The 21,277-nt window shown below is 48.7% G+C and carries 21 protein-coding genes; 17 read left to right on the forward strand and 4 right to left on the reverse strand.

Annotated features, from left to right (window positions below; translation table 11 throughout):
• The first annotated feature begins 13 nt into the window (after nucleotides 1-13).
• Both GA565_RS14515 and GA565_RS14520 read left to right on the forward strand, forming a co-directional pair.
• Nucleotides 14-805 carry an SDR family oxidoreductase gene (locus GA565_RS14515; RefSeq protein ID WP_152199046.1) on the forward strand — a complete coding sequence of 264 codons (792 nt, stop codon included), beginning with the start codon at nucleotides 14-16 and terminating at the stop codon, nucleotides 803-805.
• A 155-nt stretch (nucleotides 806-960) separates the two neighbouring features.
• Complete coding sequence (locus GA565_RS14520; protein ID WP_152199047.1) at nucleotides 961-1,659, forward strand: fumarylacetoacetate hydrolase family protein; 699 nt, start codon at nucleotides 961-963, stop codon at nucleotides 1,657-1,659.
• A gap of 81 nt (nucleotides 1,660-1,740) precedes the next feature.
• Here GA565_RS14520 and ansP read toward each other — a convergent pair whose 3' ends face one another.
• Both ansP and GA565_RS14530 read right to left on the reverse strand, forming a co-directional pair.
• A complete protein-coding gene (ansP, locus tag GA565_RS14525; RefSeq protein ID WP_152199048.1) occupies nucleotides 1,741-3,210 on the reverse strand; it encodes an L-asparagine permease in 1,470 nt (489 codons plus the stop codon).
• Between the two features lie 370 nt (nucleotides 3,211-3,580).
• A complete protein-coding gene (locus GA565_RS14530; protein WP_152199049.1) occupies nucleotides 3,581-4,438 on the reverse strand; it encodes an SDR family oxidoreductase in 858 nt (285 codons plus the stop codon).
• Nucleotides 4,439-4,702: 264 nt separating this feature from the next.
• Between GA565_RS14530 and GA565_RS14535 the strand changes: the two genes are divergently transcribed.
• Entirely contained in the window at nucleotides 4,703-5,050 is a 348-nt protein-coding gene (locus tag GA565_RS14535; RefSeq protein WP_226951040.1) for a helix-turn-helix domain-containing protein, read from the forward strand.
• A gap of 10 nt (nucleotides 5,051-5,060) precedes the next feature.
• Here the strand turns inward: GA565_RS14535 and msrA are convergent, their stop codons facing one another.
• Both msrA and GA565_RS14545 read right to left on the reverse strand, forming a co-directional pair.
• Nucleotides 5,061-5,606, reverse strand: coding sequence for a peptide-methionine (S)-S-oxide reductase MsrA (gene msrA / locus GA565_RS14540; RefSeq protein WP_152199050.1), 546 nt, complete (start codon nucleotides 5,604-5,606; stop codon nucleotides 5,061-5,063).
• A 165-nt stretch (nucleotides 5,607-5,771) separates the two neighbouring features.
• Nucleotides 5,772-6,983, reverse strand: coding sequence for an MFS transporter (locus GA565_RS14545; RefSeq protein ID WP_152199051.1), 1,212 nt, complete (start codon nucleotides 6,981-6,983; stop codon nucleotides 5,772-5,774).
• 111 nt (nucleotides 6,984-7,094) lie between these two features.
• On the opposite strand from GA565_RS14545, the gene GA565_RS14550 reads away from it, so the two are divergent.
• The 14 genes from GA565_RS14550 (at nucleotide 7,095) to GA565_RS14615 (ending at nucleotide 21,277) form a co-directional block, all read left to right on the forward strand.
• Nucleotides 7,095-8,033 (forward strand): LysR family transcriptional regulator, encoded by a 939-nt coding sequence (locus GA565_RS14550; protein WP_152199052.1) that lies wholly within the window; start codon nucleotides 7,095-7,097, stop codon nucleotides 8,031-8,033.
• Nucleotides 8,034-8,727: 694 nt separating this feature from the next.
• A complete protein-coding gene (locus tag GA565_RS14555) occupies nucleotides 8,728-9,114 on the forward strand; it encodes a hypothetical protein (RefSeq protein WP_152199053.1) in 387 nt (128 codons plus the stop codon).
• Nucleotides 9,115-9,536: 422 nt separating this feature from the next.
• Nucleotides 9,537-10,691: a polysaccharide export protein gene (locus tag GA565_RS14560; protein ID WP_152199054.1), complete on the forward strand. Its 1,155-nt coding sequence runs from the start codon at nucleotides 9,537-9,539 to the stop codon at nucleotides 10,689-10,691.
• A 93-nt stretch (nucleotides 10,692-10,784) separates the two neighbouring features.
• The gene (locus tag GA565_RS14565) at nucleotides 10,785-11,693 is read left to right on the forward strand and encodes a glycosyltransferase family 2 protein (RefSeq protein ID WP_152201521.1); all 909 of its coding nucleotides are present in this window, start codon (nucleotides 10,785-10,787) and stop codon (nucleotides 11,691-11,693) included.
• A gap of 38 nt (nucleotides 11,694-11,731) precedes the next feature.
• A complete protein-coding gene (gene rfbB, locus GA565_RS14570; protein ID WP_152199055.1) occupies nucleotides 11,732-12,793 on the forward strand; it encodes a dTDP-glucose 4,6-dehydratase in 1,062 nt (353 codons plus the stop codon).
• Between the two features lie 19 nt (nucleotides 12,794-12,812).
• On the forward strand, nucleotides 12,813-13,688 hold the full coding sequence (gene rfbA, locus GA565_RS14575; protein ID WP_152199056.1) for a glucose-1-phosphate thymidylyltransferase RfbA: 876 nt from the start codon (nucleotides 12,813-12,815) through the stop codon (nucleotides 13,686-13,688).
• A gap of 1 nt (nucleotide 13,689) precedes the next feature.
• Nucleotides 13,690-14,226 carry a dTDP-4-dehydrorhamnose 3,5-epimerase gene (rfbC, locus tag GA565_RS14580; RefSeq protein ID WP_152199057.1) on the forward strand — a complete coding sequence of 179 codons (537 nt, stop codon included), beginning with the start codon at nucleotides 13,690-13,692 and terminating at the stop codon, nucleotides 14,224-14,226.
• The gene (gene rfbD, locus GA565_RS14585) at nucleotides 14,223-15,077 is read left to right on the forward strand and encodes a dTDP-4-dehydrorhamnose reductase (protein ID WP_152199058.1); all 855 of its coding nucleotides are present in this window, start codon (nucleotides 14,223-14,225) and stop codon (nucleotides 15,075-15,077) included. Before rfbC ends, rfbD begins: the two co-directional genes overlap by 4 nt.
• Before the next feature lie 82 nt (nucleotides 15,078-15,159).
• Nucleotides 15,160-16,110: a glycosyltransferase family 2 protein gene (locus GA565_RS14590; protein ID WP_152199059.1), complete on the forward strand. Its 951-nt coding sequence runs from the start codon at nucleotides 15,160-15,162 to the stop codon at nucleotides 16,108-16,110.
• Nucleotides 16,111-16,208: 98 nt separating this feature from the next.
• Nucleotides 16,209-17,435, forward strand: a complete 1,227-nt coding sequence (locus tag GA565_RS14595) for an O-antigen ligase family protein (RefSeq protein WP_152199060.1) — start codon at nucleotides 16,209-16,211, stop codon at nucleotides 17,433-17,435.
• 1 nt (nucleotide 17,436) lies between these two features.
• The gene (locus GA565_RS14600) at nucleotides 17,437-18,855 is read left to right on the forward strand and encodes a group 1 glycosyl transferase (RefSeq protein ID WP_152199061.1); all 1,419 of its coding nucleotides are present in this window, start codon (nucleotides 17,437-17,439) and stop codon (nucleotides 18,853-18,855) included.
• Nucleotides 18,856-19,167: 312 nt separating this feature from the next.
• A complete protein-coding gene (locus tag GA565_RS14605; RefSeq protein WP_152199062.1) occupies nucleotides 19,168-19,623 on the forward strand; it encodes an FdtA/QdtA family cupin domain-containing protein in 456 nt (151 codons plus the stop codon).
• A complete protein-coding gene (locus GA565_RS14610) occupies nucleotides 19,613-20,173 on the forward strand; it encodes a GNAT family N-acetyltransferase (protein ID WP_152199063.1) in 561 nt (186 codons plus the stop codon). The genes GA565_RS14605 and GA565_RS14610 overlap by 11 nt, the downstream gene beginning before the upstream one ends.
• Nucleotides 20,174-21,277: a DegT/DnrJ/EryC1/StrS aminotransferase family protein gene (locus GA565_RS14615; RefSeq protein ID WP_152199064.1), complete on the forward strand. Its 1,104-nt coding sequence runs from the start codon at nucleotides 20,174-20,176 to the stop codon at nucleotides 21,275-21,277.

Raw genomic sequence — 21,277 nt, forward strand, 5'->3', positions numbered from 1 at the left:
AAGGAATACCAACATGAGCCAGACATCAGTAGCCAAACCTTTAGCATTGGTCACCGGCGCATCAACCGGAATAGGCGCAACCTTCGCGGCAAGACTAGCCGACCGCGGTTATGACCTCATTTTGGTCGCACGTGACGGCGCTAAAATGGAAAAACTCGCTGTAGAACTCAGTGGCAAAACCGGAGTTAACATTCGCGTGTTCCCTGCTGATCTCACCGACTCAACCAGCCTGAAAAGCCTTGAGCAGCTCATTCGTGATACCCCGGCGATTTCACTGCTGATCAACAATGCTGGGTCAACGCTGCCGGGTAAATTTAATGACTCAGACGCCGATGCCATCGACGGGTTAATCCGCCTGAACGTTAATTCATTGGCGCGTCTGTCACGCGTGGCGCTCGACGGCCTGCAAAAACACCCGCACGGTGCAGTGATCAACATTGCCTCGGTGCTGGCCTTGGCCCCTGAAATCAGTGGTCCGGTTTATGCCGCCAGCAAGGCCTTTGTACTGGCGTTTACCCAGTCGCTGCAGGTCGAACTGGCCCACAGCGGCGTGTATTTCCAAGTGGTATTGCCGGCGGCAACGCGTACAGACATTTGGGAAAAAGGCGGCAAAAATGTCGATGATATTCAGGGTGTGATGGAAGTCGGCGAGCTGGTTGACGCCGCCCTGGCGGGCTTCGACAAAAGAGAGCCGGTCACTATTCCGCCGCTGCAGGATGAAAACAGATGGCTGGCGCTGGATAACGCCCGTAAAGCGCTGTTGCCTGAGTTTTTACAAAGCCAAGCAGCACCGCGCTACCGTTAATTAAAAATGGGTAACGTATAGGATGTACCCTTAGGACCCGATGCTTGCATCGGGTCCCGTTGCATGTGGTTAACACTCTGAGTACATTGGATAGACTTATTCGTAGAACTTTTTGACCGTCCGTTTATTATCAATCAACAAATGGCAGAGTGAAAATGACTGAATTCGTTATCCCCGTACCGCAAGCTGCATCACTGGCAGTCGAGGGGCAAGACGCCCGCTTCCCGCTGCGCCGCGTGTACTGCGTTGGCCGCAATTATTCCGAGCACGCCCGTGAAATGGGTCACGACCCTGATCGCGAGCCACCGTTCTTTTTCGCCAAGCCGGCCGATGCCGTAGTGCCTGCTGAGGGAGAAGTCCCTTATCCCACTCTGACCTCTGACTTGCACCATGAAGTTGAGCTAGTGGTTGCCATCGGCAAGGGCGGCAAAAACATTGCCGTTGAGCAGGCGCTGGAGCACGTTTGGGGCTATTCGGCAGGTGTCGACTTAACACGACGTGACCTGCAGGCCACGGCTAAAAAGATGGGTCGCCCATGGGACTTTGCCAAAGGGTTTGATGCATCAGCACCGACAATTGCGCTACTGCCGGTCAGTAAGGTGGGTCATCCGGTGCAGGGTAAAATTTGGCTCAATGTTAACGGTGAGCCCCGTCAAATTGGCGACCTGAGCGATCAGATTTGGCAGGTCGCCGACGTTATCAGCTATCTTTCGCAGGCCGTCGAGCTCAAAGCGGGTGACTTGATTTATACCGGTACGCCAGCAGGAGTGGGCGCGATCAACCCAGGCGACACGGTGACCGGCGGCATCGAGGGCGTCGGTGAGTTTAGCTTTACGCTGGGCGCTAAACCCTAGTTTTACCAGGCAGACATAAGCTGGTGAGATATAAAAACGGCCCCCTCAATAGGCGGCCGTTTTTGTTAACACCGATAACACTTATTTCGCGTCAAAACTCTCGGCGTGTTCCTGCTCCAGTGCCTTCACTTCTTTAGCACGGTTGCGCAGGCCGAACCAGCCAAACACCAGCAGAATAACCAGCAGGGGGATCGTCGCCACGGTGTAGGTGCCATTTGGGTAGTCAAATGCCATCAGTACCAGCACGCTGCCCAGGAACAGCAAAGTTAGCCACGAAGTGAACGGTGCGCCCGGCATCTTGAAGGAGACCTCTTTCGCCTTACCCTCTTTAATGGCCTTACGCAGTTTCATCTGGCAAACCACGATAAAGCCCCACGAGCTCAGAATACCCAGTGACGCTATGTTCAGAACGATTTCAAACACCTGCGACGGCACGTAGTAGTTTAGCACCACGCCAACGATGTAAATCGCCACGGTGACCAGAATACCAGCGTACGGCACCTGCTGCTTGCTCATTTTGGACATGAACTTAGGCGCAGAACCGCCCATCGACAGTGAACGCAGAATACGGCCGGTGGAGTACAGACCCGAATTCAGGCTCGACAGCGCCGCAGACAGCACCACGATGTTCATGATGGTACCAATGTACGGCACGCCCAGTTTGCTAAAGAAGGTCACAAACGGACTCTGACCCGCCTGATAGGCATTCCAAGGCAGCAGCAGCACCAATAGCACCACGGACCCAACGTAGAACAACGCGATACGCCAGATAACGCTGTTAATGGCCTTAGGCAGAATTTTTTCAGGCTCTTTGGTTTCACCGGCCGCGGTACCCACCAGCTCAATGGCGGCAAAGGCGAAGACGACGCCCTGCACCAACACCAGCGCAGGCAGCAGACCGTGCGGGAATATACCGCCGTTGTCGGTTATAAGATGTAGACCGGTCGGCTGACCCGCTAACTCTTTACCGGTGCCGAGGAACACCACGCCCACGATGAGGAAGATGGCAATCGCCGCCACCTTGATAAGCGCAAACCAGAACTCCATTTCGGCGAACCACTTCACACCAATCATGTTCATGGTCGCCACTATCGCTAATGCCGCGAGTGCAAACATCCACTGAGGTACGTCGCCAAAGGTGCCCCAATAGTGCATATACAGCGCCACGGCGGTGATATCCACAATACCGGTCATCGCCCAGTTGAGAAAATACATCCAGCCGGCGACGTAAGAGGCTTTTTCACCCAGAAACTCACGGGCGTAGGATACGAAGCTGCCGCTGGTTGGCCGGTGTAAAACCAGTTCGCCCAGCGCGCGCAGAATAAAGAATGAGAAGATACCGCATACCAGATAAACCAACGCCAGCGCAGGACCGGCCATTTGCAGACGCGCACCGGCGCCTAAAAACAGACCGGTACCGATAGAGCCCCCGATAGCAATCATCTGAACCTGACGATTGCCCATACTCTTGTGATAACCTTCCTCATGAGAATCCAGCCAACGCCTTTTGGCTGCGTGTTTTTCTTCCGCAGTTTTTTTATGTCGTTTCATTTCTTACCTGTTCTCCAAAAGAATTCTTTCACGCCCAGCCTTCAACATGAGCAAACGATTGCAATTGCTGACGCCTTTCGTGGCTTTTCGCCACTGTATTATTCTTGACCTACCGAGGTTAACGAGGGGTTAAAACCGGCAACGGCGAAAGATGCTACCCTATTCTCTTGGAGCGTGGCAAAAAAAACCTCATTTTAAATCGTTATAATTCGCGTAATCAGTACAATATTTTGCCTTCTCGCACACTTATTAAACAAAACGACCACAAACATCTTGTGGATGCTTGTGATCTGTTTCAAATTTCCAAAAATAAGCGATTAAAAATACGCTGTAATTTTCACCAAGGCGCTATCTATCTCTCATTCTTGAATCAGAGTGAGGCCAACGTGTCGGCAATGACTGATTTATAGTCGGTTGTCGGGCGACCAATCAGTTTGCTGAGGGTATGGCTGTCGTCAAACAGCCCCCCTTTGCTGGCACCCGCGTCGGAATCAGCCAGCATCAGCGATAGCGCTTCGGGCAGACCCGCCCCCATCAACGCCTGGGCGAAGTCACTCTCGGGAAGATTGACATAGTCCACCGTTTTACCCGACTGGCGGGCAATTTCTGCGGCAAATTCAGCCAAGGAGTAACACGTGTCACCCGCCAACTCGTAAATTTTCCCCGCTTGTCCGTCTAGTACCAGAGCGGCGGCGGCAGCCTCGGCGTAGTCGATACGCGCCGCCGAGGAAATACGCCCCTCGCCCACTGAGCCAATGAATGCGTTGTGCGCCAACGCCGGAGCAATGCTGGCAGCATAATTTTCGGTATACCATCCGTTGCGTAACACCACCACCGGCAGGCCGGATTCAACGAGTGCCGTTTCCGTGGCGCGATGGTCAGCGCCCAGTCCCAACGGCGTGGTGTCTGCGTGCAGAATGCTGGTGTAGGCCAGCAGTTTTACGCCGGCTCTTTTGGCCGCATCAATCACGGCATGATGCTGCGCCTGACGCTTGTCCAGCTCGTTCGAAGAAATGAGCAGCACTTTGTCCACCCCGTTAAATGCCGCATCCAGCGTTTCTGACTGGGAATAGTCGGCTTTACGCACTACCACGCCGAGGTCAGCCAAGTCTTGGGCTTTTTCAGGGCTACGCACGGCAGCAATAATTTGGTCGGCAGGCACGGTTTTCAGCAGAGCATTGATCACCAAACGGCCAAGTTGGCCGGTAGCACCGGTAATTGCGTACATAGTTATTCTCCAATGTGTTGTTGCGGCGAATGATTAGCAGTGACTTAATAATAGTTAAGAAGTAGCCGCTAATGAGGCTTAAGCGGCTTCGCTTGACCCCATGCTATGCGTTATACTAACTTTATGTAAGTACGCACCCTTTAGTTAGTATGGAAAATAATGATGAATAAATCTTCTATCGATATAACCGGTGAGAATATCGCGCTAATCGACCAACCTAGGTCTGAACTTTCTTTTGTTGAACAAGTACGCCGCGGTGAGTTAATGAGTGCAGACTGCCCCTCACGCGAGATCCTGCGCCACATCACCAGTCGTTGGGGCCTGTTGGTGCTTATTTCATTAAGCGAAGAAACTTTGCGATTCAGTGAGTTGCGCAGAAGGATTGGCGGGGTGAGCGAAAAAATGCTGGCTCAAACGCTGCAGTCGCTGGAGGATGACGGATTTATTGACCGCGTGTCTTATCCGGTGGTTCCGCCGCACGTCGAATACAGCCTGACACCTTTGGGTATTGAGGTTAAAGATCAGGTTACCGGCTTGGCTGAATGGCTCGAGAGCAACCTGCATCGTATTATGAAGCAGCGCAAACCCCGTGAGGCCGCGCTGCAAGAATAATGGCTCAGGCTTACTGCCCCTGCAAAGATTTAGTGCGGTTGGCAAAGCTTTTACGCAATTTCTGCAATTTCGGCGGGATCACTGCCATGCAGTAACCGTTGCGTTGCCCTGCTCCTTCCCAATAATCCTGATGGTAGTTCTCAGCGGGATACCAGGTCGCCAGCGGCTCGATGGTGGTAACCACCGGTTGGGTGTTGTCTTCCTGCGCGCGCACAATTGCCGCTTCGGCTTGCACTTTCTGCTGTTCGTTTAGCGGAAAAATAGCTGAACGATACTGGGTGCCGATGTCATTACCCTGACGGTTTAACTGCGTAGGGTCATGGGTGGCAAAACTGATATCCAGCACGTCACCGTAGTTAAGTTTGTCAGCGTCATAACCGATACGGATGGCTTCTGCATGACCCGTCTCGCCCGAACACACTTGTTCATAGGTCGGGTTCTCGGTCAAACCGCCGATGTAGCCGCTCTCAACCGTTTCAACACCGATCACGTCCTTAAATACCGCTTCCGTACACCAGAAACAGCCGCCTGCAACGATTGCGTATTCGATAGTCATTGTTTTCTTCCTCTTCAAAGCACTGTGGTGATGCCACCTTGCCCACAGGCTACACTTTTAAAGTAATTTGAACCAGTAGCCAAGTGAGCAGTGTGTGCTTTATAAATGTCGTGCTTTATAAAGCCTGAGCTTCAGAAGATGGGGGCGCAGTGAAGGGAAACACGCTTATATCCTGCGACTCATCACGCGCACCAGCAGACTGCCTGCTCCTGCAAGGGTGGCCAATGCCACGACGCCCTGCCAGCCGGCTAATTCTAACGCTTTACTGCCCAATGCAGATCCGATCGCCATGCCGATAAACACCACGGTAAACAGCAGCGCGTTAAGACGACCGCGTGCGGCAGGTTCTAATCCATAGACCAGCGTCTGATGTGAAACCAGCGTGGCCTGCACGCCAAGGTCGAACCCGACGGCGCTGAGCACAATCAGCACCAACTGCGCGTGGGGTGAAAGCAGCGGCAGCAGAAACATAGCGGCAAACGACACCATTACCAACGCCGATCCCAACTGCGTAACTTTCGCCGGACCCTGTCGGTCGGCCAACTTTCCTGCCAGCGGCGCAGCCAGCGCACCAGCGGCACCCGCTAGCCCAAAAGCACCCGCTATGCCGCTGCCTAAGTGGTAGGTTTCACTGAGCATAATCGCCAGCGTTGACCAAAATGCGCTAAATCCAACTGAAAGCAGCCCTTGCGAGAGTGCTGCACGACGCAGTGTTTTATAACGTAACCATAAATGACGCATCGAGAGCAGCAGCGCCGTGTAGCTCATGTCGGTGCCGGGCGTAAAGCGCGGCAACACTCGCCACAGTGCAACCCCCACCAGCGCTACGCTAACCGCCGCCAGTTGATACATAGCCCGCCAACCAAAATATTCGGCCACCACGCCGCTGACTACGCGAGAAAGCAATATTCCCACCAGTAAACCGGTCATTACTGTACCGACGGTTTTACCCCGCTGAGCAGCAGGCGCCAGTGCGGCCGAGGCGGGTACAATGTCCTGCGCCAGCGTTGCCGCCGCCCCAATCAGCAAACTGGTCACCAGCAGACTGTGGATCCCCGGCGCGAATCCGCACATTAATAGCGCTACCGTCAGCAGCAAGCTTTTCAACAAAATGATAGTACGTCGGTCAAAACGGTCACCGAGCGGAATAAGAAACAGAATGCCCAGCGCGTAACCGATTTGAGTCAGCGTTGGCACCATGCCAGTTTCACTTAGGGTGGCATTGAGACCCGGCCCCATTATGCCCAGCATCGGCTGGCTGTAATAAATAGAGGCCACGCTCAAGCCGGCGCCCGCCGCTAAGGTAAAAACCATTTTTCCTGGAAGTGCGGCTGTCTCCGCTAAATCCAAATTTTGAGTGTTTTGCAATTCAGACATGCTGTGTCCTTGGGTGTCTTATTTTATCGGTCTAAAAACTGCGGCCAATAGTAGCCAAGACGAAATTCTGTGGTAGCCACCGGAAAGGTAAAACTGTTATACGTATTACGTATGAATAAGACATTTCAAAGCGGCATTGACCGCATAGACCTGATGCACACCTTTATACGCATCGTGGAAAGCGGCAGCCTTTCGGCTGCTGCACAGCAAATGCAGACCAGCCAACCTACCGTAAGTCGAAGACTGCAGGCGCTGGAGCGAATGCTGGGCGCAAAACTTATCCTGCGCACCACCCACGCCATGAAGCTCACCGACGACGGCCAGCGCTGTTTTCGCCATGCAAAACTGCTAATTGAACGCTGGAATGCACTTGAAGATGAACTGCACGGTGCAAGTGACGAGCCTGAAGGCGTACTGCGCGTGCGGGCGCCACACGCGTTTGGCCAGGACCAGCTCATTACGCCGCTGACCGAGTACCTGCAGCGCTACACCAATATGTCGGTTGACTGGATGCTCAATGATCGCTCACCGGATTTTATCGCTGAGCACATTGACTGTGCGATTCAGGTCGGTGAAATCACCGACCCGTCAATCGTAGCCGTGCTGCTGGCTGAAGTGCCACGTATCGTTATAGCCTCACCTACTCTGCTGGCTCGCTTTCCCAAGATTGAAAAAATTAATGATCTTACCGAGCTGCCCTGGATTGCCCTCAGCACCTATTACCGCAATGAGGTCACCCTGCGTCACGAAACTACAAATGAAAACGTCCACTTTGATATTGTGCCCAAAATGAGCACCGACAGTCTCTATGCCGCCCGTAAAGCGGCAGAAGCAGGATTAGGCGCCGCCATTATCTCAGCGTGGATTGTTAAGGAGAACATTACCGACGGCAGTCTGGTCAATATTCTGCCGCAATGGCGAGCCAAGCCATTGCCCGTTTATCTGGTTTATCCCTATGCCAGTTACTATCCTGCGCGGCTGTTAAAATTTATGGAGCTTATTCGTAAGGTAATGCCGGTACTTAGCGGAACTCAGCCTGCGGGTAAATGAAGACACATAGGACTGTTATATTATAACGCTTATAGGTAGTGCGTCAGGAAGCCGCGTTCTTGCTTATTTTTGCGTTTCTTATTCATTTGTTGTTAGCCCATGCGCAGCGCTCGAAATCACCCACATTATTTTGTTCAGAACGTAAACACTTTAATAGTGTAAAAACGCCCCCTACCCTGAAAATTAAACGTATTCTTAATTAATCATTAATACTCTTATTATTTTTGACCGAGTGGCTATAAATATGCGACATAGGTGACTATTAGTTTAGAACAGAAATTAATTCACAAGGCGAAAAGGGATAAAAACGAGAGAAAGTACAGAAAACTTCTCCTGCTGAGTTCTGAATTAAGTATCGAGTGTGAAAATGACAGGCGTGATTATCTAAGAAATGACTCAACCCCTCTTATCGGCCCACCTGACAAGGCTGCTTAGCCAATTTATCCATAAGAAACGTTGATTTTAGGCGATTACCCTAGTCCATAAAGTGCCTTTTATGAGGCAAATGCATGGTTATGTTACAGAAAAAACCTTAGTTTAAAATGCATTAAGGTATTGCGAATCCAAACCAATCGTTATATATATACTTACACATTGTGCCATGGATAGGTCTCAAAAAGATGCAATCAAAAAACCTTGAAAAACATAGCGTTTTACATAAAAAATACGCTAGCTGAGTGACTCCCAAATTGATATGATGCGCGAATTAGGAATCTTCCTAGTTGAACATTTAAGCGACAATTATAGGAGCTGTTCAGCGCTAGAAGCTGTTGTTAAGGGACTCTTAAGTAGAAAACCCTCAAAAACTGCTCTATCCATGCGCGAAAACACTGTAAAAAAACCTGGCGAGAACATAAATGATAATCTTTCTTTGCGACGTAAAAAAATAACAACGCAAGTAAGCAAAGAAATTTTAAGTGCATTTAAATTTTATAATGCTCCTTATATAAATATGAAACTAGAGATTTTAGGTGAGAAGAAAGGTATACAAACGTTGACTTGTACTAAAGAGAATTTGCCGCCAAAAGCTCTCTTTAGCACAAGAAACGAGAAAGAAACCGAGGCTGAAACGAATAACTAAACTCAATGTTTTCAACCTTAGAGTACACATTTATTGCTGACGTAGTTCATGATTTTAAAAACGGCAAGTGCGGAACAAAAATTTATTCTAGCTCGCAGTAACTCTTTCTAAGGCTCAAAGAAATAAATTAGAAAAGCTATTTTATTTGGAACTAAAGGGCTGTTATTGTCTGTTAGCTGGAGTCTGCACTGAGATTATATACATTTTTTTAGCGAATTGGTTGCTACAAGCCAAGGGCGGTAGCGTTACCTTTTCTAAGTCGTAGTCTGAAAACTCTAGAAACAACGCGTGATTTTTCACAATTTTCCGCGCTGCCGAGTTAAAGTACCGGCACAATTACTTGTACTTGTGTCTATTCATTATCACCTGGCCGGAAAGTGATGTAGACAGTGACTCTTAAAAATCGAGATGGTCTGAAACCTATGCACAAAAATCTGTTTAAACTTTCTGCGCTATTCTTTGCTGTGGGCTTTTTGAGCAGCTGTACAGTTGTACCGGGACAGTCGTTAACCACCGGAAATAAAAACGTCGTTGAGGTTCCAGACAGCGATTACGATTTGGACAAACTGGTAAACATTTATCCAATGACGCCAGGGCTTGTTGCCACCATGCAACCCGCCCCTATTATTGCGCGCCCTAACCTTCAGTTGGACACCACACTCAAGAGTTACCAGTATCACATCGGCATTGGCGACGTGCTGATGGTAACTGTCTATGACCACCCAGAGTTGACTACGCCTGCGGGACAATATCGTAGTGCTAGCGATACCGGTAACTGGGTAGGTGCCGATGGCAATATTTTCTATCCTTATATAGGCAAGGTGCACGTTGCAGGCCTGACGCTGGGTGAAGTTCGCACCACCATCGCCAAAAGGCTGGCGACTTTCGTAGAAAGCCCGCAGGTCGATGTCAGCATTGCCTCGTTCCGCTCGCAAAAAGCCTACGTGACGGGCGAAGTGGTTACCTCGGGTCAGCAGCCGATTACCAATATTCCACTGACCGTGATTGACGCAATCAATGCCGCAGGCGGTCTGACTGCCAACGCTGATTGGCGTGATGTTGTTTTAACCCACAATGGTCGCGATGAGCATTTGTCGCTGGAAGCGTTAATGCAGGACGGTGACTTAACTCAAAACCGTCTGCTTTACCCGGGAGATATCCTTTATGTCCCGCGTAACGATGACCTGAAAGTGTTCGTAATGGGTGAAGTGATTAAACCAGGTACATTGAAAATGGACCGCAGCGGCATGACCCTGGCAGAAGCTCTGGGCAATGCTAACGGCATTTCGCAAGATTTGGCCGATGCGACCGGTATCTTTGTTATTCGCAGCACTCGTGAGGGCAAACTGGCTGATAAAAACGATAAGGGCAAAATTGCCAATATCTATCAGCTGAATGCAAAAGACGCATCGTCAATGGTACTGAGCACTAACTTCCAGCTCCAGCCCTATGACATCGTCTATGTAACTACCGCACCAATCGCACGTTGGAACCGCGTAGTCAGCCAAATCGTACCAACGATTACCGGCCTAAACAGCGCGATTGAAAGCGGCTACTACATTCGTAATTGGGATTAACACTACGATCCCGGGTCTCGCAGCTTAACCCAAGGTGAGCAACTTGATGCCCGGGGTCATATTATTCATCTCTGGCGAATCCAGGAAAAGATGATGAAATATTGTCTGGCTATACCCACCTTCAACGGTGGTGGAGTTTGGAAAGAATCAATAGAGAGCATTAAAAAGTATGCACCTGACGACCTTGATGTTCTTGTTATTGATTCCGGGAGTCGCGACGGAACCGCCGTTTTAGCAGAACAGGCCGGATTTAAAGTCGTTAGTATCAGCAGTCAGGAATTCAATCACGGAGGAACGAGAAACCTGGCCGTTGAGTTAGCCCCGGCAGATTGCGAAATTGTGATATTTCTAACACAGGATGCGATCCCCGAAGAAGGAAGCCTGCAAAGACTGGTAGCAACCTTCGAAGATCCCAAAGTCGCATGCGCCTACGGTCGCCAGTTACCCCACCGAGACGCAACGCCGATATCCAGACATGCTCGAAACTTTAATTACACAGCACAAAATCATGTTTACACCCGGGAGGACATCCCCGAGGTTGGTCTTAAAACTGTTTTCACCTCAAACTCGTTCGCTGCCTACCGCATTTCGGTATTTAAAGAATTAGGTGGGTTCCCTTCTAATACTATTCTCGGCGAAGATATGTTTTATGCCGGAAAAGCCGTGTTAGCGGGATATAAAGTTGCCTACGAGGCAGAAGCTATCGTCCGACACTCTCATAATTATACTTCACTTGAAGAATTCAAACGCTATTTTGATATTGGCGTATTTCATGGAAAGGAAACCTGGATACACGATAACTTCGGTGGTGCGGGGGGAGAAGGAAAGAAGTTTATTTTTTCTGAGCTACGATTCTTGCTCAAACACGGAGTGATGTATCTCCCGCGCGCGTGCATTAATAACTTTATGAAAATTGCTGGATATAAGTTAGGGAAGAATTATAAAACCCTGCCTTTCAGATGGGCCCAAAAACTTAGTATGCACAAGCGGTATTGGAAGTAACGACTCCCCTTTGCTTTACTTTATTTGTTGAGGACAAAATGAAAATTATCGTAACAGGTGGTGCTGGCTTTATTGGCTCGGCCGTCGCAAGAAATATTATTCAAAATACCCAAGACAGCGTACTCGTTATTGATAATCTGAGCTACGCCGGTAATCTTGCATCTTTGGCACCGGTCAGTGATGATTCACGTTATCAGTTCGCTCAAATTGATATTTGTGATGCTGAAGCCCTTAACGCTATTTTTGCGGACTACCAACCTGATGCGATAATGCATTTGGCTGCAGAAAGTCACGTAGACCGGTCTATTGATGGCCCGGGTGCTTTCGTACAAACTAACGTGGTGGGTACCTACACTCTGTTGGAAGCAGCACGTCGCTATTGGTTAAGTTTGGCTGAAGACAAGAAAGCGGATTTCCGTTTCCACCATATTTCTACCGATGAAGTTTATGGTGACTTGCACGGCGTGGACGACCTGTTCACCGAAGAAACGCCGTATTCACCAAGCAGTCCCTACTCCGCCACCAAAGCGGCCAGTGACCATCTGGTCAGAGCCTGGACTCGTACCTACGGCCTTCCTACGCTGGTCACCAACTGCTCGAATAACTACGGTCCGTATCACTTCCCCGAGAAGCTGATCCCACTGATTATCCTCAACGCGTTGGCCGGAAAACCGCTTCCAGTTTATGGCAAAGGCGATCAAATCCGTGACTGGCTTTATGTAGAAGACCACGCACGTGCGCTGTACAAAGTGGTTACCGAAGGCAAAATTGGCGAAACTTACAATATCGGCGGTCACAATGAGCGCCAGAATATCGATGTCGTTAATACTATTTGCGATTTACTGGAAGAACTCGTTCCACAGAAACCTGAAGGTGTTAAACACTACCGTGATTTAATTACCTGGGTTGCCGACCGTCCTGGTCACGACAAACGTTATGCTATTGATGCAAGCAAAATTGATCGTGAATTAGGTTGGAAACCGGAAGAAACGTTTGAAAGCGGAATTCGTAAAACGGTTGAATGGTATCTGCAGAACTTCGAGTGGGTAAATACTATTAAAGCGGGTACTTGGACTGAGCGTCTTGGTCTTACAAAATAAATTTTAAGGTGACAGTATCATGAAAGGTATCATTCTGGCTGGTGGTTCAGGAACGCGTTTATATCCCCTTACCCGCGGTGTGTCGAAGCAGCTGCTCCCTATTTATGATAAGCCAATGGTGTATTACCCAATCTCTGTATTAATGCTGGCTGGCATTAAAGATATATTGATTATTACGACACCTGAAGATAACGAAGCATTTGTTCGCCTGTTAGGTGATGGATCACAGTTTGGTATTAATTTAAGTTTTGCTATTCAGCCAAGCCCAGACGGTTTGGCTCAGGCCTTTATTATTGGTGAAGACTTTATTGCCGGAGACAAATGTGCGCTGGTATTAGGCGACAATATCTTCTTCGGTGAAAGTTTCGGCCGTAAGTTGGAACACGCTGTTCAAAATAGTGATGGTGCTACCGTCTTCGGCTATCAGGTTATGGACCCTGAGCGTTTTGGTGTGGTTGAGTTTGACACCGACAATCGTGCGATTTCCATTGAAGAGAAACCGACTCACCCGCGCTCCAACTGGGCGGTGACCGGCCTTTACTTCTATGACCATCACGTGGTTGAAATGGCCAAGCAGATCAAACCTTCTCATCGCGGTGAGCTGGAAATTACCACCTTGAACCAGATGTACATGGATTTAGGTAAGCTGAAGGTTGAACAGTTGGGCCGCGGCTTTGCCTGGTTAGACACCGGCACTCACGATAGCCTGCTTGAAGCTTCTCAATTTATTCACACTATTGAGAAACGTCAGGGCTTCAAAGTGGCCTGCCTTGAAGAGATTGCCTTCCGTAAAGGCTGGATTTCGCGTGAGCAAGTTGCTGAACAAGCGAAAGTTCTGGCTAAAACCGGCTATGGCAAATATCTGACACAGCTGATTGAATCCAAGGAAATCTAACATGGAAATCATCGATACGCCTCTCGTCGGCGTGAAAATTATCCAGCCAAAAATCTTTGGTGATAGCCGTGGTTTCTTTCTAGAAACGTTTGAGAAAAAACGTTATCAAGAAATGTTGAATATTGACCTGGAGTTTGTGCAGGACAACCACTCGCGCTCTTCCAAAGGCGTATTGCGCGGCATGCATTTTCAAACCGCCAATCCTCAAGGAAAACTGGTTCGCGTGGTGCGCGGCGAGGTCTATGACGTTGCCGTAGACATTCGTCCCGATTCTCCCTCTTTCGGCAAGTGGCACGGCGTGCTGCTTTCTGAAGAAAACAAAACCCAATTTTGGGTACCACCAGGTTTGGCACACGGGTTTGTCGTTCTGTCTGACGTTGCTGATTTTGAGTATAAATGCACCAATTATTATGCGCCCGAGCTTGAGGCGTGTTTAATCTGGAATGACCCGGAAGTCGGCATTGAGTGGCCAATCGATAACCCTCTTTTGTCAGAGAAAGACAAACTTGGGAAACCACTGCGGGAACTGGTGAAATGAAAATTTTACTGACCGGCGCCAACGGCCAACTGGGGCGCTGTTTCCAGGACCGCTTACCTGAGGGCTGGCACGTTAAAGCACTCGGTTCTGCGGAACTGGATATCGGCAACGCCTCTCAGGTTGAAGAAGTTGTAAATACATGGAAACCCGATGCCATTGTTAATGCCGGTGCCTACACTGGCGTTGATAAAGCGGAAAGCGAGCCGGAAGCAGCGGCACGGGTTAACACACAAGGGCCTGAAAATCTGGCACTGGCAGCGCGCTCAAGCGGTGCGAAGCTGATTCACGTTTCTACTGACTATGTATTTGATGGCCAAGGCACCCAGCCGTATTTAGAAACCGATCCAACGGCTCCGTTGGGTGTTTACGGCAAGACGAAATTAGACGGTGAGCATGCGGTTCAATCCGTACTGCCCGACGCCGCGATTATTCGTACCGCCTGGGTATTTAGCGAGTATGGCAATAATTTCGTAAAAACCATGGTTAAGCTTTCGGAAAAACGTGATGCACTTGGCATCGTTGGCGATCAACGCGGATGTCCGACCTACGCCGGTGACCTTGCTACGGCAATCATCAAACTGCTCCAGCAGGATGCTGCGGGCGGCATTTATCACTACGGCGGCAATCGTGAAGTTTCATGGTTCGAATTTGCCGATAGAATCTTTGACGTTGCCGTTTCTAAAGGACGCATCGAGAAAAAGCCTGCGCTGAGCGCAGTTACCACCGCGCAGTACCCTACTCCGGCAAAACGTCCGGCGTATTCAGTGCTGGACGGTGAAAAGATTAAAGCTCTGGGAATTGCCCTGTCCGATTGGGACAAGGCGCTAACTGAAATTATCAATAAGTTTTGATGTTGGGCACGACTGTCTTACAGCTAAATCGCCGATACTTTCCGGTGATTTAGCTCATGAATCTTCCGAACGCTGAGACACTATGAGAAAAATAAACGTTATTCTGGCTGCCTATAACGGTGAGAAGTACATAACAGAACAGATACAGTCGATTTTACTCAATTTTACTCATCTACCCGAGTACGACTGCCACCTTTTAGTGTCCGATGATAATTCTTCTGATAACACCTCGGCGATTGTTCAGCGTTTTAATCAACAGGACCCGCGCATTGCGCTGCTTGATAACAGTAAAAAAGGCGGGCCTCGCGAGAACTTTAATTACTTGATCACGCATACTGACGCAGACTACACCTTTTTCAGTGACCAGGATGACCTGTGGTTGCCAAATAAAATGCGTTTGTTTATGGACAGATTTATCGAGTTAGAACAGCAGAAAGCGGGTCCAATATTGATTCACTCGGATCTCTGCGTTGCCGACAAAAACCTGTCTCCGGTGCATCCGTCGATGTTCACCTACCAGAATTTGAATCGAAACCCGGACTTCGCCGCACTTATCGTCAGTAACTCGGTAACCGGCTGCGTAATGGCCCTCAACCGTGAACTGCTGACCGACGTGCAAAACAGTCGCATCGGCGAATCCATCATGCATGACTGGTACATTGCCCTACTGGCATCCGCCACAGGACGTCTCAATTTTATTGATCATTCGCTCATTCTTTATCGCCAGCACGGCAACAATCAGGTAGGCGCGAAGTCAGCCTCTATCCGCGATATGCTGTTGGGTGGTTCGATGAAGAAAAAAATGGCGCTAACGCGTGAGTCGGTGCTCAAAACGCGAGCCCAGGCCCAGCTGTTTCTTGAAGATCACGGCCAACGGTTAAAACCGGAAGACAAAGCGCTGCTGCAGGACTACGTTGAATCCTTTGAAAAAGGCAGCTTCTCCAGATTTAAACTATTTAACAGCCGCGGCATTCGAAAATCCGGTATGTTAAGAAGCGTGTTCTTCTTCATTTTCTACGTACTGGGTCGCTAGAACCGAGGCTGGTTTCGGCATTTATACTCATTTATCCGTTATCGTCATGCCTGGCCAAGCAATGCGGTGCTGCCTTGGTCGGGTAAAAGGTTATTAGAATGTTCACGATCCATGAGCCGAAGAAATTTTTATCGAAAATAGCCATTTTTCTTATAATGGGCCGCAGCGTTTTATGTATTCCAATGATTGGCCTGCATCTGGTTTGCGATTCCCGAGCACTGGCACGCTTCTTTAAACTCATTGCCCCCCTAACGCTGCTTATATTCATCTTTGCCGTGTATTCGCTAAACCAGATTAATGAGCTTAGGTGGGTACTCGGTCAGTCACGTGACATTATGCTGGCGTTTGTGGTGTTTGCTTTTCTGGCTTCAATTCCGGCAAGCTTTGGCGGTGAATTACTGGCCTACCGCTCGCTAAAAAGCGCGGCGATATTTATTGCAGTGGCCAAAGTATTAATCATTGCTATTGGCGCAGTGACCGGTATCGACCCGATGGTTATCATAAAACTCATCACCAAGGTGTGGGATATCCATCTGATGACGCTGGGCGTAGACGACAGCTTTTTGACGCGCTTACAGATCCCGATTGACTCCGCAACGCCGTTCCTGCTTTACGTTGTGGTTAGCGAGCTGCTGCTCAGCAACAAAAACAGAATTAGAAATTATATCGGCTTTGCGCTGTTGCTGATTTCCTTGTTGCTGACCTTCTCGCGATTCTTTTGGGGCTGCGGCCTATTGCTGATGGCATTGAGCTTAATATTTAACTCGAAGTTGTCGACCAAAATGTATTTCATCATCGGTGCCTGCGTGATTGGCTATATCCTTTATGCCTTTACCCCAGTTGGCGATTATTTTGACAAGATTGTTGGCACCCGTTTTGGTGCCAACGTGAATAACTCGGCGTCGGACAGCTTCCGTATTACCCAGAAAGCGGCTCTCAGCCAGCGTATTTATGACAACGTGATATTTGGTCACGGCCTGGGCTACTATCTTCCCAGCCTGATACGCGCATCGGATACGCCCTATCTTTATGAAAACCAGACGCTCTCAATGATAATGAACCTGGGCTTTGTCGGGTCGATATTACTGATGTTAACGCTCGGCATGGTTATTTTCGGCTACTGCTATAACCAGCAAGAAACCAAATTTCTTAATATCATGCTGACCCTGCTTTTCCTGACGCTATGGGTCGCGGGCGGATACTTCAACCCACTGCTGTTTGGGTCTTCTGGAGGTGTAATCCTGTTTTTCTGCGCGCGTCATCATGCAATTGTGAAAAACTTTAAAACGGATTCATCGCCAGAGTTTTCGGCAGCAAGGACTTAACATGAAAACGTTGATTCAACCGTTACGGTCAAGAGCGTTAAAAACTCAGAATCTCAACGAAAGCCTCCAGGCTGCCGAAATGTATGGCTCTTTGTTGCATACCGTGGATATTGGCCAGTATGACGACCCTGCTCTTGAGCAGGCGTTGACTGACGCCGCAGAGGCCTCATTGCCGCCTCTGGTAGCAGTCGCTGAGAAAAGAGATTGCCTGCACATTATTTCCGAAGCTTATATTATTGGCGGTCATACGCGATTAATGGAAAAGCTTGCCGGGATGCACGCTGAGAAGCCGGACCTGTTAATTACCCGCAGCGCCGATGAGAAAGCGTTAACTCGTTGCAAGATGGTGTTCTCAGTGGTGCATGAAATTAAGTCTGTCGACTTAATTGAAAAAATTTCGGAAATTCGTGCGTACTGTGCGCTTTATCAGCGAGTGGTGTTGCATATACACAGCAATGATATTACGACGGTCGTGGCCTGCGGGTTGGTAAAAAAAATACAGCCCCTTAGCGTTTATTTTGTTAATCACGCTGACCACGCCTTCACGTTCGGCAGTTCTATAGCCGACTACTACTTTCAATTAAGCAGTTATGGTGCTCGCCTCGACCGCTTAAAAACGTTGGTCGGAGAAACCTCGTTCCTTGGCATACCGGTTACCGACGTTCGCCCTGTTACATCGGCCGCTGCGGAACTGTCATCACCAGAGCTGATGGTTGATAGTAAACTTAATTTTTTCAGCTCCGGCTCAGCCATTAAGTTCAAGCCTTTTCGGGGTGCAGATATTCGCCCGCTGGTCAGGCGTATTCTTGATACCTGGCCCAAGGCCACCTTCACACTGGTCGGCATCACGCCGCTAACAAACTTTTGGTGGTGGCCGCTTAAATTACGCTACGGCAGCCGACTGAAAATATTGCGCTTTCTTCCCTACGATAAATTTATCGGCCTTTCTCGTGAGGCAGACTTTTATGTAGACAGCTATCCCTTCCCCGGAGGAACAGCATTTGCCGAACAGATCCTTGGCGGCAAACGTGGAATAGGGCTGGTGTCGAAGGTGCAAGGATATTCTCCCGCTGACAAGCTGAAAAAAGAGTCTGTTGATCAAGTTATCGACAAAATAAAAAATTATGCTGACGAAGGTGTGGTTGATGAAATTGTCAGTGTTAACGGTTATGACGCGGTAAAAGCACGCTATCTCGCCTGTTTATACGAAAATACCGCCTCAACGTTCAGTATGGAGAGTTTGGTTCCCTGGAGCGGCGATTCGCAAAGTCTGCTGGTCCGTAAAGAGATATTTGTTCCTGTGAGTCCTGTAGTAATGAAATATATTTTCAAGACCGACAAACAACTTTTTATTAATCTATTTTTACGCATGTCGCTATTTAATAAAGCCTACATTAGCTGGAATGCGGTAAAAGGATGAATTACTTTTCTCAACTCCTTGAAGAACCACAATGAGCGACTACTCTCTATTCGGCCCAGGCGGGTTTATAAGCCGTCACAATCGGCGAAAATAAATATAAATAAGTCCCTGTATTCACCGCCAATTAATTTCACAACATAGTGTAAGAAGGCGGAATAATTGCGTAATTTTCGTCCAAGAATATCTGTCATAACCATTCTATCTCGGTGGGCTTAGCAATAGATACCGGCTTTAAAATGTGACATTAGTATTGACCTATAAGGTCTCCTAAAAGTCCCAAGTATAACTAATCATAAGGTTAGAGGCGTTATTATGAATTTATTTACACACACTGATGAAAAAGACTCTCTGCAGCCGCCACAGCAGGCCGTCGTCGACTTGGTGACATTCACCGATGAGCGCGGCTGTCTGGTCAGCGTGGAATCAATGAATCAAGTACCGTTTGATATTAAAAGACTGTTTTACATCTTTAATACCAACGCTAATCAGAATCGCGGTTTCCACGCACACCGTAGAGACAAGCAGTTCCTGATCTGCCTGGTGGGTAAACTGCGTGTACGCCTTAATGACGGTACCAAAATCAGCGACCATTGGCTCGACAGCCCATCAAAAGGTCTGCTGGTCAAGGATATGGTTTGGGTCGAAATGCATGACTTCAGCAAGGACTGTGCCTTAGTGGTACTGGCTAGCGAAAAATACGATAAAACTGATTATATTCATGACTATGATGTCTTTGTAGCGGAGGCAAAAGAGAGAAATGAAAACTAAATATTCGGGAAAGACTATTTTTCTGCGTTTTGCCGAAGTTGAGGACTATGAGTTTGTACACAGCCTGCGGGTTGCACCTAAAAGCGCCACCTTTCTTTCCAAGGTTGATGACGATCCGCTTCAGCAAAAGACCTGGCTGACCGAATATAAAAAACGTGAAGCTGCAGGCGTCGAGTTTTACTTCATCATTTCACGTATTGATACCCAGAACCCCGTTGGCTCAATACGCGTTTACAATGTTGATTTTGAAGCAGGAACTGCACAGGTTGGCAGCTGGATCCTGAACGATAACAAAACCATGTCGGCAGGCATTGAGTCAATCCTGCTGATTATTGAAATCATGTCTGACATGAAAATGCCGGTTCTGATTGTTGATGCTCGTAAAGATCACTCAACCGCCCTGCGCTTCATTAAAAAGATATCTCATCGCTATCGCGGAGAAGATGAGACTAATCATTTTTATGAGATAGACGTTCCAGTCTTGTTGGCCACTTTCTATAAAGAAAACCAACACTATGTTTTGCCTGAGCTCCCTGAAAAGGATGTTTGAATGATCAACTTTCTTAACCTCAAGAAGATAAACGCATCCTATGCGGAAGAGTTAAAAGCGGCTTCGGCCCGCGTCATCGACTCTGGATACTATATTCTTGGTCCTGAAGTGCGCACTTTCGAGCAGGAATTCGCAGACTTCTGCGGGGTTAAACATTGTATTGGACTTGCTTCCGGACTGGACGCGTTAGTTCTGATACTGCGCGCATGGAAACTGATGGCCAAACTACAGGACGGTGATGAGGTTATTATTCAGGCCAATGCCTATATCGCCTGCGTGCTTGCCATTACAGAAAACAATCTCAAGCCCGTATTTGTTGAACCGGACGAGCACAGCTACAACATTGATCCTGCAAAGATTCGCGAAGCTATCACGGCCAAGACCCGCGTAATAATGCCTGTGCACTTGTATGGTTATCTCTCTCCAATGCCTGAAATTATGGACATTGCACGTGAGGCTAATCTGTTAGTGCTCGAAGACTGTTCACAGTCTCATGGGGCAAGCCTGGGCGACAAACGTGCAGGTTTCTGGGGCGATGCCTCGGCATTCAGTTTCTACCCTAGTAAAAATTTGGGCGCATTGGCTGACTCAGGTGCGGCAACCACTAACGACGAAGAGCTTGATGCCATGCTTCGCGCACTGCGCAACTATGGTTCTAAAGAGCGCTACTATAACCTTTACCAGGGCGTGAACAGCCGCCTGAGTGAAATGCAGGCTGCCCTGTTAAGCGTCAAACTGAAATATTTCTGGCAGGAAGTCGATAACCGCCGAAGCATTGCAGAGCGTTATCTGGCTGGCATCAAAAACCCGCTGATTACGCTGCCGCAGGTTGATCGCAGTGAACAGCATACTTGGCACTTATTCGTGATCCGCTGCCAACAGCGCGATGCGTTTAAAGCCTATCTTCATGAAAACGGTATCGAAACAATTATTCACTATCCTAAACCGCCTTATCTGCAAGAGGCTTACCCGGAAATGAATCATTTGAGTTTCCCGCTTAATGAACAGATACATGATGAAATTTTGAGCCTTTCCGCCGACCCGTCGCTGTCAGATGCCGACGTTCAGCACATTATTGATACCTGCAACGCGTTTTCAGGTTAA

It is taken from the genome of Rouxiella sp. S1S-2, from assembly GCF_009208105.1.
Taxonomy (GTDB): domain Bacteria; phylum Pseudomonadota; class Gammaproteobacteria; order Enterobacterales; family Enterobacteriaceae; genus Rouxiella.